General features: G+C 55.2%; 11 protein-coding genes. 5 read left to right on the top strand and 6 right to left on the bottom strand.

The annotated features are described in order from the left end of the window. Positions 1–29: 29 nt before the first annotated feature. From R8G34_21525 to R8G34_21510, 4 genes are read left to right on the top strand one after another with little or no spacing between them, the layout of a single operon-like run. Complete coding sequence (locus R8G34_21525) at positions 30–1,397, top strand: TRAP transporter large permease subunit (GenBank protein ID MDW3225436.1); 1,368 nt, start codon at positions 30–32, stop codon at positions 1,395–1,397. Beyond that, positions 1,394–2,734, top strand: coding sequence for an amidase (locus R8G34_21520; protein MDW3225435.1), 1,341 nt, complete (start codon positions 1,394–1,396; stop codon positions 2,732–2,734). Before R8G34_21525 ends, R8G34_21520 begins: the two co-directional genes overlap by 4 nt. 16 nt (positions 2,735–2,750) lie before the next feature. Then, positions 2,751–2,945: a hypothetical protein gene (locus tag R8G34_21515; protein MDW3225434.1), complete on the top strand. Its 195-nt coding sequence runs from the start codon at positions 2,751–2,753 to the stop codon at positions 2,943–2,945. Positions 2,946–2,948: 3 nt separating this feature from the next. Beyond that, positions 2,949–3,908: a D-glycerate dehydrogenase gene (locus tag R8G34_21510; GenBank protein MDW3225433.1), complete on the top strand. Its 960-nt coding sequence runs from the start codon at positions 2,949–2,951 to the stop codon at positions 3,906–3,908. A 3,687-nt stretch (positions 3,909–7,595) separates the two neighbouring features. Here the strand turns inward: R8G34_21510 and R8G34_21505 are convergent. Next, positions 7,596–7,883, bottom strand: coding sequence for a hypothetical protein (locus R8G34_21505; protein ID MDW3225432.1), 288 nt, complete (start codon positions 7,881–7,883; stop codon positions 7,596–7,598). 350 nt (positions 7,884–8,233) lie between these two features. Between R8G34_21505 and R8G34_21500 the strand changes: the two genes are divergently transcribed. Continuing rightward, positions 8,234–8,890: a GntR family transcriptional regulator gene (locus R8G34_21500; GenBank protein MDW3225431.1), complete on the top strand. Its 657-nt coding sequence runs from the start codon at positions 8,234–8,236 to the stop codon at positions 8,888–8,890. Between the two features lie 2 nt (positions 8,891–8,892). On the opposite strand, the gene R8G34_21495 is transcribed toward R8G34_21500, so the two are convergent. The 5 genes from R8G34_21495 to R8G34_21475 all read right to left on the bottom strand — a co-directional run bounded on the left by R8G34_21495 (position 8,893) and on the right by R8G34_21475 (position 14,061). Beyond that, positions 8,893–9,018, bottom strand: coding sequence for a hypothetical protein (locus R8G34_21495; protein ID MDW3225430.1), 126 nt, complete (start codon positions 9,016–9,018; stop codon positions 8,893–8,895). Then, positions 9,015–10,199, bottom strand: a complete 1,185-nt coding sequence (locus R8G34_21490) for a cytochrome b/b6 domain-containing protein (protein MDW3225429.1) — start codon at positions 10,197–10,199, stop codon at positions 9,015–9,017. The genes R8G34_21495 and R8G34_21490 overlap by 4 nt, the downstream gene beginning before the upstream one ends. 83 nt (positions 10,200–10,282) lie before the next feature. Further along, positions 10,283–10,879, bottom strand: a complete 597-nt coding sequence (gene fdh3B, locus R8G34_21485) for a formate dehydrogenase FDH3 subunit beta (protein ID MDW3225428.1) — start codon at positions 10,877–10,879, stop codon at positions 10,283–10,285. A 14-nt stretch (positions 10,880–10,893) separates the two neighbouring features. Next, a complete protein-coding gene (locus R8G34_21480) occupies positions 10,894–13,791 on the bottom strand; it encodes a formate dehydrogenase subunit alpha (GenBank protein ID MDW3225427.1) in 2,898 nt (965 codons plus the stop codon). 78 nt (positions 13,792–13,869) lie between these two features. Then, positions 13,870–14,061 carry a twin-arginine translocation pathway signal protein gene (locus R8G34_21475; GenBank protein ID MDW3225426.1) on the bottom strand — a complete coding sequence of 64 codons (192 nt, stop codon included), beginning with the start codon at positions 14,059–14,061 and terminating at the stop codon, positions 13,870–13,872. Positions 14,062–14,106: the final 45 nt, after the last annotated feature.

Raw genomic sequence — 14,106 nt, 5'->3', positions numbered from 1 at the left:
CAACGCGCTGCAGGAAGAAAGATAAAAAAATGACAAATCCCGAAGTCGCCCTGTTGATGCTGGGCCTATTTATTGTGCTGGTTTTACTTGGTTTTCCGATTGCGTTCACGTTGCTGGCGATGGGTGTGGCCTTTGGCTATTACGCTTATCACCAGGGCGGCCCGATCGAGACCTTCAGTGACATTTTCAACAACAACATTTTCTATCTGCTAAACCAGAATACCTATTCGGTGATGGAAAACCCGACGCTTGTTGCCATCCCCCTGTTCCTCTTCATGGGCTATGTGGTGGAACGCGCGAACATCGTCGACAAGCTTTTCTTTTCGCTCTATCAGGCGGCGCGTAACCTGCCTGGATCACTGGCCATCGCGGCACTCCTGACCTGTGCGGTTTTCTCAACCGCTTCGGGGATCGTTGGTGCGGTTGTGACGTTGATGGGATTGCTCGCTTTCCCGGCTATGGCAAATGCCAACTACAACAAGAGCTTCGCCGCAGGCGTGATTTGTGCTGGTGGGACCTTGGGCATTCTGATCCCGCCCTCGATCATGTTGATCGTCTACTCTGCCATCGCAGATCTCTCGCCCTTGCGGCTTTATGCTGCGGCAGTATTCCCGGGCATCATCCTCGCGGGCCTTTACATCGTCTATGTGATCATTCGGGTGTTTTTCAATCCGGCACTGGCCCCAAAGCCAACAATGGATGACGTCCCGCCCCCGCGCGAGATTTACTTGAACCTGTTGGTGAGCTTCGTGCCTCTTACGGTCCTGATCGCACTGGTGCTTGGCTCCATCCTCGGTGGTCTCGCAACCCCGGCAGAAGCGGCCGCGATGGGCGCGCTCGGGGGTATGGTTCTCGCCGTTCTTTATCGCTCGATGTCATGGACCAAGCTCAAGGAAAGTGTGTTTTTGACGGCCAAGGCCACAGCGATGGTCTGTTGGCTCTTCGTCGGCTCCTGGACCTTTGCAAGCGTTTTCTCATACCTCGGAGGACATGACATCATCGCCGATTGGGTGGGCGGTATGGATCTGGAGCCATGGGAATTCCTCGTGCTCGCGCAGATCATCATCTTCCTGCTCGGCTGGCCGCTGGAATGGTCGGAAATCCTGATTATCTTCGTCCCGATCTTCCTGCCACTGCTCGAAGTATTCGGTGTGAACCCCTATTTCTTTGCCATGCTGGTTGCACTCAATCTGCAAACTTCCTTCCTGACACCACCTATGGCCATGTCGGCCTACTACCTAAAAGGGGTGTTAAAAAAGCAGATCGAGCTCATGGAAATCTTCCGCGGGATCATGCCTTACCTCGGCATTGTGATCTTTACGATGGTCCTGATGTACCAGTTCCCTGGCATCGCCCTGTGGTTCCCTGACTATCTCTTCGGTGTCTATGTTCCGTGAAGATTAAACCACATACGCTTACAGCAACGGAGGCGGCGGGTTACATCGCCTCCGGCCAGCTCAAATCGGTGCAATTGGTGCAATCCTGTCTCAACCACATCGCAGAGACGGATGGTGTCATTCACGCCTGGGCGCATCTTGATCCCGAAGCGGCACTGGCTCAGGCTGCGGCCTGCGATGCGCTGCGCCAAAAAGGTCTGGCCACCGGCCCACTGCACGGCATCCCGGTAGCGCTCAAGGACATCATTGATACGCGTGACATGCCCACACAACGCGGCACCGCCATTTTCAAAGGTCGTCAAAGCGAGGCTGACGCGCGGATCGTTGAAATGCTGCGCGAGGCGGGCGCGGTGATCATGGGTAAGACCGTGACCACCGAACTTGCTTTCGTGCATGCCAATGAAACCCGCAACCCGCATAATGCGGATCATTCGCCGGGTGGCTCCTCCAGTGGATCGGCAGCAGCTGTTGCGGCGGGCCATGTTCCCTTGGCAATTGGGACACAAACGAATGGATCTGTGATCCGGCCTGCGTCTTTCTGTGGAACCTTCGGACTTAAACCCACACGCGGGATGATCCCCCGCACGGGCGTTTTGCAAACCTCCGTCTCGCTTGATCAGATCGGAACCTTCGCGCGCACCCTGGAGGACGCAGCATTTCTGGCCGATGCCATTTCAGGATATGATCAGCGCGACCCAGAAAGCTTTGCCCACGCACGCCCCAGTATGTCCAGGGGAGCGCAGGAGGAGGCCCCGGTTGATCCCGATTTTGCCTGGTTCAACTTGCCTTTCAATGACCGCCTCTCAGAAGCCGCGCATGAAGGTCTGGAAGGTGTGATGGAGATCCTCGACGCACGCGTCACGCGTATGGATCCGGCCAACCAACTCTCCAATCTGGTTGCCGTTCAGGCGCGCATTCACGAATATGAAATCGCGCTGCATCAGGCCGAGGTGTTTGACAACAACTGGGATCAGATCAGTGAGACACTGAAACCGGTCATCACCCGCGCGCGTCAGATCAGCACAGCCGAATATGAAGACGCGCTGGCCGTCAAAGCCTCGGCGCAAGCGTTTTTCGATGACTTCTTTATTGAATTTGATGCGATCATCGCCCCTGCGGCCGCTGGCGAAGCGCCGCTTTTTGGTGCGGGGACGGGCGATCCGATTTTCTGCACCCTGTGGACGCTGGCCGGCCTGCCTTGCGTGACCCTGCCCTTGTTGGTGGGTGAAACCGGCTTGCCCATTGGGGTGCAACTCATCGGACCTGCGAAAAAAGATAACCGCCTGCTGCGCACGGCGCGTTGGTTACAAAACCACATTGCGGCAGCCGCCGCTTGAAGAAAAGGACATCAAAATGTCATATATCGTCAAACTGATCGTCGGGTTAATCGGAACCGCCCTGCTGGTGATATTTGTCGGCGAACTGTCGCACAGCATCTCAACCGGCTTTGCCGGGTTCTGGGGTGGATTTCCGTTCATGGTGATCGTGATCATCGTCTGCGCGATGGCGATTTACGACTACTGGGACGAATGCATCCGAAAGAAATAAGCCATGACCAAACCCCGTCTCTGGATCACCCGCCGTCTGTCAGATGCGACGCTGGAACGCGCAGCACGTGACTATGATGTTGTCATCAACCACGAGGACACCCCCGGCACCGCACAGGAACTGATTGCCGCCAGCGCGGAATTCGATGCTATAATCCCTTGCCATTCGGAGCATTTCAATGCCGATGTAGCGGCCAAACTGGACACACGTCTGAAGATTATCGCCAATCACTCCGTTGGTGTGGATCATTGTGATTTACCTGCTCTCAAAGCGCGCGGCATTACGGTAACAAACACGCCGGATGTGCTGTCAGATGCCACAGCGGAATTGGCTATGTTGCTGATGCTGGGTGCGGCGCGTCACGCAGTGGCGGGCGACCGGATCGTGCGCAACGGGCAATGGGATTTCTGGTCGCCGTCTTTCATGGTCGGCAAACAGGTGACAGGATCTCGTCTTGGAATCGTCGGCATGGGCCGCGTTGGCCGCGCCTTCGCCGCCAAAGCGCGCGGTTTCGACATGGAAATCCATTACTTCAATCGTTCAGAACTGCCACAGGATGAAGCACAGGGCGCGATCTATCATGACACCGTTGACAGCCTTTTGAGTGTTGCGGACTTCCTGTCCCTACACTGCCCGGCAACGCCCGAGACCACAAACCTGATGAACGCGGATCGCTTTGCCTTGTTGCCGAAAGGAGCGATTATTGTAAATTCGGCGCGCGGCGCGCTGGTGGATGAGGACGCTTTGATCGGCGCGTTGGAAAACGGTCAGATTGCCGCGGCCGGTCTGGATTGCTTTCAGATAGAACCCGGCGGAAATCCTGCGTTTGCGGCGCATGATAATATCTTCATGTTGCCCCATATCGGATCTGCCACGACACGCACCCGCGACGCGATGGGCTTCAGGGCGCTGGATAATCTCGATGCGTTTTTTGCCGGCAAGACACCAAAAGACACCCTTTGACCCTCACCGAGTGAACAGTTTGCTGCAATCACCCTGCGGCACGCTCTGTTGAGGCTTGTCCACAATATTGCGCGGCGACTCCAGCAGGACAAACAACGGATCGGGTGCTTGGTCCGCGCCGGGTGCACGCAGGCAGTGGCCAAAAGAATACTAAGGTCAAGTATCTCGTCTTTTTCAACCGCCAGCTCCCCATGAGGGTCCCGCCAAAACCGGAATGTTGAACATCGATCATAGCACTCTCGGACGTACCGGTCTGCGCGTTCAGCAGGGTCTCAAGTCCCGCGGGCTGGAGGTTGCGACCTCTTGAAGAAACTATTTGCAGCCAGCAACCTGAAAATTGCCATTATTGTCGATCAAGCTTACATCATCGATGTAAAAAACATTTATTTTCATTGAGTTATCGCGTTTCTTACGGGCGCTTGCCGATTGGTCTTGAACAGGTTTTCTGCACGCCTCTCATTTGGTCCAAATCCCACATCCGTCGGTGTATCGCCCTTGGTAGGGTCAGTTGCCTGCAGCTCAACAATTGCCCGCGGGAGACGACCTATGACGACGCGGCGGTCGACCTGATACCGATCGACTGTTTCCAAAGTGTTTTCCGCCAACCCATAGAATTTCATAATGTTGTGACGCTGGCCGAACATCAAACAGAACACGGGTCTCAACGCGCAACGGCGCGCAGCCCAAGGTAAACGTGCCTCTGAGTGACGCGAGACGTCCGCTCCGGGCGTTCCCAAAGGAGCTTCTGCGGCCTCGTCCTACGAACACAACCCGTCAACCCGGCCGGAGCCACCAATCAGCAGGTGGGTGCCGTGTTTTTGAACAAAAAGGAAACCTCAGCTGGCATGTACCCGAAATTCGTGAACGCAAAGAAGAAGCCAGACCCGGTAGACTTGGCGTAGACGGCCAAGAGCGTACGGATTTCTCCACCCGAAGTGCTAATTGAGCGCACGATCCTGAACCAATCCTGGCAATATCACTATGTCGCGTGTGATCATTTTTGGAACTGCGCCATGCGAGAGGAGCCAAGCATTAGATAGTTGAAACAAGACCATCTCTATGTCGACATGGAGTCAAAAAAGCGGATGACCCGTCCCACGTCTTCAATGCACTGTTGTTTCCATCGTCAGGGCCATGGATTAAATGGATGCTGAGACCCTGTATTTGACTGCATAGCCTGCGCCGCTGTGCGCACTCGATATCGTGCCTTAAAAGCAATCCTCTCGGTTAGGCCATGCCATCCGGCGTCAATTCGGCTCCCAAAAACGCACCATGTAACATCGCATGTATTTACTGTTGAGATTGCACCAACCGATCGCGCCGCCTGTGAAATGCACATATCGCCTTGAGCAAGAGGCGGGCACGCGCGCCCTATTTCATGACGTTGGAAGACCCGCGATGACTTTTGCAATCAGCGCGTGGCAAGGGGCGATCACCCCCTCAGTCTGTCATTTCGAACCAAATTGGAGAACTACCTTGTTGTCACGGACGTACAGAATGAAGTCGCACGGCTTGAAAACGCGGCCTTGAGCGACACAAGATTGCAACACGTTAAGGCCGCTTCGACACCAACCGGTGTTGAATTCGCAACTGCTGAAGGGAAACTCCAGAGCACGCCAATCGTTGTTTTTATTCGGCGGTGCGGGGCAATGCGGTTGTCCTTGGCATGTGCGGTTTCATGGCCCATCATCTTCGTCCATCATCTGAAAAAACGTGACCAGAAATCAGCATTTGGGTAAATTGCGTCATTCCACCTGGCATTTGGGTGCGATCCGCTTGCAACCTTTGCCCTTTCGTTCCGGCCTTGGTAAAGAAATGTCAGGTTCGCTTTGATGGCGCTTTGTACAGCGCGTTCAACAACTTGCAGATCAAACCTATTATTCTTAGATGGAAACGAGTGAAGCGCTAATTTGTCGGCATATCCTGTTTGACGTCACCGAATCGGGATTTAAATGCCGTAATCGGGCCTGAAACCTGGGTGGAATTGCCCGGTAGAGCGAGGCAGAGTTCCTGCATCAAGCGCTCCGACCGACTTGGCTGCTTTGCGTGATACCGGCGCTCAAGAACCGTCCGCAAGGTATCGGCCAAAGAGCTCAACGACAGTGTCGTGATGCGATCAGGCAACAATGTGGTGACTCCATGAGGTGCACAAACAAATGATCGCGACGATCTGAGAAGGGCGCAGGTGAACTGCGATAACTTCCGAAAAAGTGGCGATCCCGTTTTACACGGAGTGCATTGATGATGATCCCGATGAACGGCGGCACAGGCGAGGGGACTTTGAGTTTTCGCGGCTTCTACTGGAGGTAGAAGCGTATCGGCGGATTCCTCCGCAAAATAGACCGCACGAACCATGCACGGCGCCACCGATCGCTCCGAAACAACCCCAGCCAGAAACGGTCGAGCAATTGAGGTTTTCGTCGTTCCGCTGCGGAATGTCACCACGGCAAACGGCGGGATCAGGACGGCAATTTGCCAAAGACGAAACAAGCAGCAGACGTGCTGCGGCCCAGACTACTCAACCCCCAAGGTCGCTGATGACAGTGCCGTACAACGCGCGAAACAACGAAGCACGTGATGCCTCACAAAGGTTTTCACCTGCGCGAATGCTGGCAATTAGGGATCCAAAAATGATGATCATCCGTGTCGAAAGACACGCGTGTCTGTCATACTTGCCAAATTGGATTTTTGGCCACGTTTTGAGATTGCGAATAATGTGCGCGATGAACAGAAAACCGCCGGTTGCTCCCAGAAGTTCAGCGACAACGAACACTTTCGGAAGCAAGACGAAGATGGTGGCAGCAGCTACCCACGCGCGGAGGAAAAAAGAGTCCAAAACTGTTTCGGGATTGGTTTGTATGCTACAGATAACCCGTAGCGGTTAAAGCATTGGCAACACAATTTCAGCGGATCACGCCAGATAAGGAAACCACAGATTCACCCACGAAACGGTGTCCGATCCCCAGCCCAGATCTCGGACAAAATGCCAGCTGATCGCCCGAGTTAATCCATGATCAAGATGAATGGCGACGGCATCAGTTCCGCGACTTGCCGGCAATCCTTTCAAGTAGGTCCGGCGGGATCTCATCAAATTTCATATGGCCGCGCGCCGGGTGTCAATACGGTAGCCCCACTAGTGTGGCGCCATTGAAAATGGTACATATTTGTTGAACCGTTGAGCATGGGGCGTGCGGAAGCCACCCGAACAACGATTGTTACGGCCGTCGCCAATTTGACCGTTGCGCATCGTCCCACCTCGTCGAAAGATCTAACAGCCGGGAGAAAAAAACGATTTCCCACCTGAGAATTGGTTGCGGAGTTTTGACCGGTTATCAGGAAAGCCCAATCATTCAGTTTAGAAACCGCGCCATGGTGCGGCCCCCACTAACTAATTTAACGACCAACATTGGCCATCCGGACCCGCGTCAAAGAAAATCACGCAGGCGGGTTAGGTAGCGATGGGTCCGCCCTATTGAACACACGCATTCATTTAAGCGATCTCTATGTGCGCGAGGCGAAATACTTACGAGGCACCGAATCCTGCTATAAGGATTATGCGTTTTGGCAAGCCTCAGCTTTCAAATTGGCGAGGCGAAAGGCGGTCGGTTAACGTCTCAGACAGTTTCCAAAATTTTGATTGTTTTACCAAGCTGGCTGGATCTTGGCTCGTAACACGATGACGGTGTATTAACCGACAGCAAGGCGTCCGCTCGAACGACAGTACAGATGTGTAAGGACTATATGGAACAATCTTCTCCCCTGCCCCAGTAAAATCTGTCCAATCTCTTTGGCCATCACACAGGTTCGCCGATAAAGATAGTATTCTGGACTTATCTTACCTTTGTCTTTTCCCGAGAAGCCATCGGCAAAATCACCCTGCACCAATAAGATCACTCGTTCAGCGACCATTTTTGAGTCCCGTGCAGTCATAAAGAGGCTGCCGCCAAAGCCCGCCGCATGATCGTGATGCTTCACCAGAAAATAATACTATTGTCCGGTTGAAAACCTTTCGTTGATCACTTGCGTAGGCCAGAGGAAACTAAGTCACGTTCGACGATCCCCGGTTCACGGGTTTGTTTTGATCGCGCGATTTGAAAAACGACTTCAGCGCGAAACACCCAACCTCCGAAGTATACCGACGGCAGAAATACGAGGCAAAGTGATCGCAAGGCTGAAGAAGCCATTTCGTCTTCTTAGCCCCCCCGGGTTGCAGGATTTCATTCACTGATCAACAGTACAGTACTCTCTTTTTGGCATGCACACTTAAAGGTTTTGTATCCAATACACCCATTGTTGAGTGCGCTTCCAGACCCTATATACATCCCATGGAAGTGAGATACGCCGACAGAATTGCCGACGCATTGGAAGAACTTGTCTTTACCGGTCAGTTCGATGATGGCGACCGCCTCGATGAAATCAGATTGGCCAAACAGTTCGGCGTCTCGCGCACGCCCATCCGCGAAGCGTTGCAGCGCCTTGTGGCTTCTGGCATTGCTGAACAACTGCCGCGGCGTGGCGTTTTTGTGCGCCAGCACGGGCCCACCGAGCTGATGGAGCTGTTTGAAACGATGGCCGAGATCGAAGGGGTTTGTGGCAGGCTGGCAGCGCTGCGGATTTCTGATGAGGCTCTGAACATGCTGGAAGGTGCCAATCAGGTGTGCCGCGCGGCGAATGCCTCTGATGATACTGATGCATTTTACCGCGAGAACGAGCGGTTCCATCACACAATCTACACGCAATCCGGCAATAACCACCTGGCCGATCAAGCCTTGAACTTGCACAGCAGGCTGAAACCCTTTCGCCGATTGCAGTTACGGCTGAGAGGTCGGATGGCTCAATCGATGAACGAGCACGAAGAGATTGTCGCCGCACTCAAAACACGTGATGAAAACCGCGCAGCCAATGCGCTTCGTGATCATGTTGGCATTCAGGGCGAGAAGTTTCGTCATCTGATGACGGAACTCAGAACCGCCGCGCAATAAGGTCAATCCAGGCGTACTGCTGGGCCTGTTGCTTGATCTGCGGCTGAAAACCCAACTTCCTTGAGTACGGAACTTGCGCCCACCGAAATGACGATCATGGCCACGCAGGCGAGGATAATCTCTCTCATGAGGTGCCCGCCTTTTTCTCGTTTTCTTCGACTTCAGCCGTCCAGATGCTGTGGTGCTCGCGTGCCCATTGCAATTCGACCTCGCCCTTGCCCATCGCGTCGTAGGCGCCTTCCATGCCGACGGACCCGATATAGATGTGAGCTATCACAATCACCATCAGCACAAAGCTGACGATGGCGTGCCAGGCCTGTGCGTATTGCATTTCCACGTGCGGTGCGAGGTTCGTGTTCAACTCACCCAAACCTACCAATTGCGGTAAGCCGAGCGCGTTGAGTTTCTCAAACGTCGCCGCGAACATGGGTAATTCGAATGGGAAAAGCAACGATACCCCAGACACGGCAATCGAACCGCCCAAGATAATTACCGACCAGAAGATCAGCTTTTGACCGGCATTGAATTTCTTGGCTGGTGGATGACCCCCGCCAAAGATGCCACCCCCTTTTATGATCCAGTTGATATCCGTGCGGTCCGGCAAATTGTGCACGACCCAGAACACAAACACCAGGACCAGCGCCAGAATGAAGGCCCAGGACACGTTGTTATGAACCCATTTGGATCCGATCGCGATGATGGAGAACGCCTCATGCCCGAAAGCAGGGATCAGAAGTTTCCGACCTGCCAGCGATATAAGCCCGGTAATGCCCAGTAAAATAAAGGATCCGGCCAGCAGCCAATGCGCAAATCTTTCAGCGGACTTGAAACGCAGGATCGTGCGCCCTGTTTTCTCGCCGTCGATTTTGATCCTGCCACGGATCAGGTAGAATATGGCAAGGAGTACAACCATGCCCCCCATCAACCACGATCCATAGGTGAGCAATGGCCCCTCACGGAAGATCAACCAGCGCATGCCGCCGTCCTGTATCAACACATCAACCGCCGGGCCACGCGCCTGTGTGGTGATGGCCGCAGAGTTGAAGCGATAGGCGCGCCACAAATCAGGGTCCGATGCACCGCCGAGCGTGCCAAGTTGGTCCGTCGTGGGTTTGGCCATATCCGGGTTGCCGGTTACGTCGCTGCGGAAGCTGTTGTCCAGTTTCAGCCCTTCCTGACGCTTCATGATGTCTTCAAGCGTTTGTGCCCCGCCTGTCGCGCTGCGATCAGCCGGTGCGGCTTCTTCCTGCGCATGTACCGGGAGCGATAGGGTCAGAGTGAACACCAAAAGGCACAGAAGTCGGAACATGGGCATATCCAAATTGGCTAAGACGATGAGGGCGGCCCGATTGAGCCGCCCTGGAGTTTAAGTCGTTTCACAGATGCAGCGCTTTAGCCGCCCTTCTGATCGTAGGCTGTTCCCCAGCCCCAGGCACCTGATCCAAAGCCACGAGCGACGACACGCTCGCGGTAGATGTTGGCAACGATGTCACCATCACCAGCCAGCAACGCCTTGGTCGCGCACATTTCCGCACAGATCGGCAATTTGCCTTCTGCAATGCGGTTGCGACCGTATTTGGCGAATTCGGCTGTGGAGTTGTTTTCCTCTGGGCCACCGGCACAGAAGGTACATTTGTCCATCTTGCCGCGCGACCCGAAGTTGCCCGCTTGTGGGAACTGTGGTGCGCCGAAGGGGCATGCATAGAAACAGTATCCGCAACCGATGCAGAGGTCCTTGGAGTGCAGAACGACGCCTTCTTCGTTCTGATAGAAGCAATCCACCGGGCAGACGGCCATACAGGGCGCGTCTGAACAGTGCATGCATGCCACGGAAATCGACCTCTCGCCGGGAGAGCCGTCATTGATGGTGACAACCTTCCGGCGGTTGATGCCCCATGGCACTTCGTGCTCATTTTTACAGGCTGTAACGCAAGCGTTGCATTCGATGCAGCGTTCAGCGTCGACGAGAAATTTTGCTCTAGCGGCCATTGTTCATGCCTCCCTTATGCTGCCCAGATTTTGCAAAGAGTGGCTTTCGTCTCTTGCATCTGAGTTACGCTGTCATAGCCGTAGGTTTGTGCGGTATTGGTGCTTTCGCCCAATACATATGGATCGGCGCCCTCGGGATACTTATCCCTCAGATCAACACCTTCCAGATGTCCGCCAAAGTGGAACGGCATGAACGCCACGCCACTTTCGACCCGCTCGGTGACCATGGCCATCACTTTGACCTTGCCGCCTTCGGGGCCTTCGACCCAGACCTGCTCGCCGTCCCGAATGCCCAGATTGTTGGCATCGCGGGTGTTCACTTCGACAAACATGTCTTGCTGCAATTCGGCGAGCCATGGATTGGAGCGCGTCTCATCCCCACCGCCTTCATATTCAACCAGCCGCCCGGAGGTCAGTACAATTGGATAATCCGCGGAGAAATCCTGATCCTGGATCGACTTATACATGGTCGGCAGGCGCCAGAACTTCTTGTCCTCATAAGTCGGATAATCGGCCACAAGGTCGCGACGGTTGGTATAGAGCGGTTCGCGGTGAACCGGCACCGGATCCGGGAAGGTCCAGACAACCGCACGGGCCTTGGCGTTCCCGAAGGGCGCACAGCCATGCTTGATCGCAACCCGCTGGATACCGCCCGAAAGGTCGGTTTTCCAGTTGGTCTTAGGTCCTGCGACCGCATCAATGGCGGCGCGTTCATCCGCCGTCAGATCACCGTCCCATCCAAGGTCCATGAGCATCTGCATGGTAAACTCAGGATACCCGTCCTGAATTTCCGCGCCGGGGTTGGACACCCCTTCTGCGAGCAGATTGTCCCCATCGCGCTCCACGCCGAAACGTGCGCGGAAAGCGAGACCGCCCTCAGCAACCGGCAATGACATGTCATAGAGGTTTGCCGTGCCTGGGTGGTTCATCTCAGGTGTGCCCCAGCTTGGCCATGGCAGACCATAGAAATCACCATCTGCCGGGCCCCCAATCGCCCGCAAGCTTGTGCGGTCGAAGGTGTGCTGGTTGGCCATGTGCATCTTGAGACGCTCAGGGCTTTGACCGGTATAGCCGATTGTCCACATACCACGGTTGAATTCGCGGGTGATGTCTTCGATCACCGGCTCTTCACCATCCATGGCAATGTTGCGGAAGATCTTGTCGTGGAAACCAAACTTCTCTGCGAAAAGCGAAATGATCGTGTGATCGGGTTTGGATTCAAACAGCGGATCAACCACTTTGTCACGCCACTGCAGCGACCGGTTGGAAGCTGTCACAGACCCGCGTGTCTCGAACTGTGTCGAGCAGGGCAGCAAATAGACGCCGTCTTCACGGTCCTGAAGCACCGCCGAGACTGTTGGGAAGGGATCAACCACAACCAACATGTCCAGTTTCTCCATCGCCGTCTTCATCTCTTTCTGACGGGTCTGCGAGTTTGGCGCGTGACCCCAGAGCACCATGGCGCGGGTGTTGTCAGGCTGGTCGATGTTTTCCTTATCTTCGAGAACACCGTCAATCCAGCGCGACACCGGGATGCCGGTTTCGTTGACCATCATCCGGTCGCCGCCGTCTTTGCCAGCGCCTTCCATGACCGCGAAACGGCCCTTCAGCCAATCAACGTCCTCTTCCCAGACGCGCGCCCAATGCGCCCATGATCCATCAGACAGGCCATAGTAACCGGGCAGCGTATTGGCGAGAACACCCAGGTCGGTTGCGCCCTGCACGTTGTCGTGGCCACGGAAAATGTTTGTGCCGCCACCTGCGGTGCCCATGTTGCCAAGCGCAAGCTGTAGCACACAATAGGCACGGGTGTTGTTGTTACCATTGGTGTGCTGCGTGCCACCCATGCACCAGATTACGGTGCCGGGGCGGTTGTTGGCCAATGTGCGCGCAACGCGTTTGAGTTGGCTGCCGGGTGCGCCCGTGACGCGCTCGACTTCTTCCGGGGTCCATTTCGCGACTTCCGTCTTGATCTGGTCCATGCCCCAGACACGGGTGCGGATGAACTCTTTGTCCTCCCACTCGTTCTCAAAGATGTGCCACAGGATGCCCCAGACCAATGCCACATCCGTACCGGGACGGAAGCGCACGTATTCATCGGCATGTGCGGCCGTGCGGGTAAAGCGCGGATCACAAACGATAAAGGGCGCGTTGTTCTGCTCCTTGGCTTTGAGCATATGCAGCAGCGACACAGGGTGCGCCTCCGCAGGGTTGCCACCGATCAGGAACATCGCTTTGGAATTGTGAATGTCGTTGTAGCTGTTGGTCATGGCGCCGTAGCCCCATGTGTTCGCAACACCCGCCACCGTGGTGGAATGACAAATCCGCGCCTGGTGGTCGACGTTGTTTGTCCCCCAGTAGGCGGCGAATTTGCGGAACAGATAGGCCTGTTCGTTGTTGGATTTCGCCGACCCCAGCCAATACACAGAATCCGGTCCACTTTCTTCGCGGATCTTCATCATGCCATCGCCGATTTCGTTGATCGCCTGCTCCCAAGAGATGCGAACCCATTCGCCGTTCTCTTTCTTCATCGGGTATTTCAGGCGGCGTTCACCATGGGCGTGCTCGCGCACCGCAGCGCCTTTGGCACAATGTGCGCCAAGGTTGAACGGGCTGTCCCAGCCGGGCTCCTGCCCGGTCCAAACGCCATTTGCGACTTCCGCGATGACCGTACAGCCCACAGAACAATGGGTGCAAACCGTCTTGATGGTTTCAACCGCGCCGTTCACGGCGGTGGCCGCAGAGGCCTGCGTGACCGACCCGCCTGTTGCGGAAATGGCGGCCAATCCGCCGATGGCAAGTCCAGATCCGCGTAAAAACGCGCGACGGTCTACCGATTTTGATCCCGCTTCTGACAGGATGTTGGTCCGTCCTGCGCGATGCGAGACCCGATTGGTCTTTTTCCTTAGCATGTAGTCCTCCCTTGCTGCCCCATTCAGGTGGCTAGGTATTTATGGTCGCTCAAAATGAGCGTTGAAGGTCCAAAGACCTCAGAAGCGTGTGCTGTCGAAATAGGCCCGTGTATGGGCCGTGTCCTGCATGGTTTCAGCCGTTGGATCCACTGGGGATGCCTCAGCAGTCGTGGTTCCTGCCGCAACTGCCGCAACAGCAGCAGGTGCCGCCGTGCCTGCCAGTTTCAGAAAACCTCGGCGATTTGTGTCGCCTTCCGAAGTCTTTGCCATGTCTGTCTCTCCTTTTCATCTTGTCGGGCGGCGTCCCGCCCCTTT

The sequence above is a fragment of the Paracoccaceae bacterium genome (assembly GCA_033344815.1).
GTDB lineage: Bacteria > Pseudomonadota > Alphaproteobacteria > Rhodobacterales > Rhodobacteraceae > Roseobacter.
This window is presented reverse-complemented; position numbering and strand designations above follow the sequence as displayed.

Bases quoted from the DNA above. Each gene is read 5' to 3' on its own strand.
- R8G34_21525 (MDW3225436.1), top strand. From the start codon at position 30: ATGACAAATCCCGAAGTCGCCCTGTTGATGCTGGGCCTATTTATTGTG.
- R8G34_21510 (MDW3225433.1), top strand. From the start codon at position 2,949: ATGACCAAACCCCGTCTCTGGATCACCCGCCGTCTGTCAGATGCGACG.
- R8G34_21480 (MDW3225427.1), bottom strand. From the start codon at position 13,791: ATGCTAAGGAAAAAGACCAATCGGGTCTCGCATCGCGCAGGACGGACC.
- R8G34_21515 (MDW3225434.1), top strand. From the start codon at position 2,751: ATGTCATATATCGTCAAACTGATCGTCGGGTTAATCGGAACCGCCCTG.
- R8G34_21475 (MDW3225426.1), bottom strand. From the start codon at position 14,061: ATGGCAAAGACTTCGGAAGGCGACACAAATCGCCGAGGTTTTCTGAAA.
- fdh3B (MDW3225428.1), bottom strand. From the start codon at position 10,879: ATGGCCGCTAGAGCAAAATTTCTCGTCGACGCTGAACGCTGCATCGAA.
- R8G34_21500 (MDW3225431.1), top strand. From the start codon at position 8,234: ATGGAAGTGAGATACGCCGACAGAATTGCCGACGCATTGGAAGAACTT.
- R8G34_21490 (MDW3225429.1), bottom strand. From the start codon at position 10,199: ATGTTCCGACTTCTGTGCCTTTTGGTGTTCACTCTGACCCTATCGCTC.
- R8G34_21495 (MDW3225430.1), bottom strand. From the start codon at position 9,018: ATGAGAGAGATTATCCTCGCCTGCGTGGCCATGATCGTCATTTCGGTG.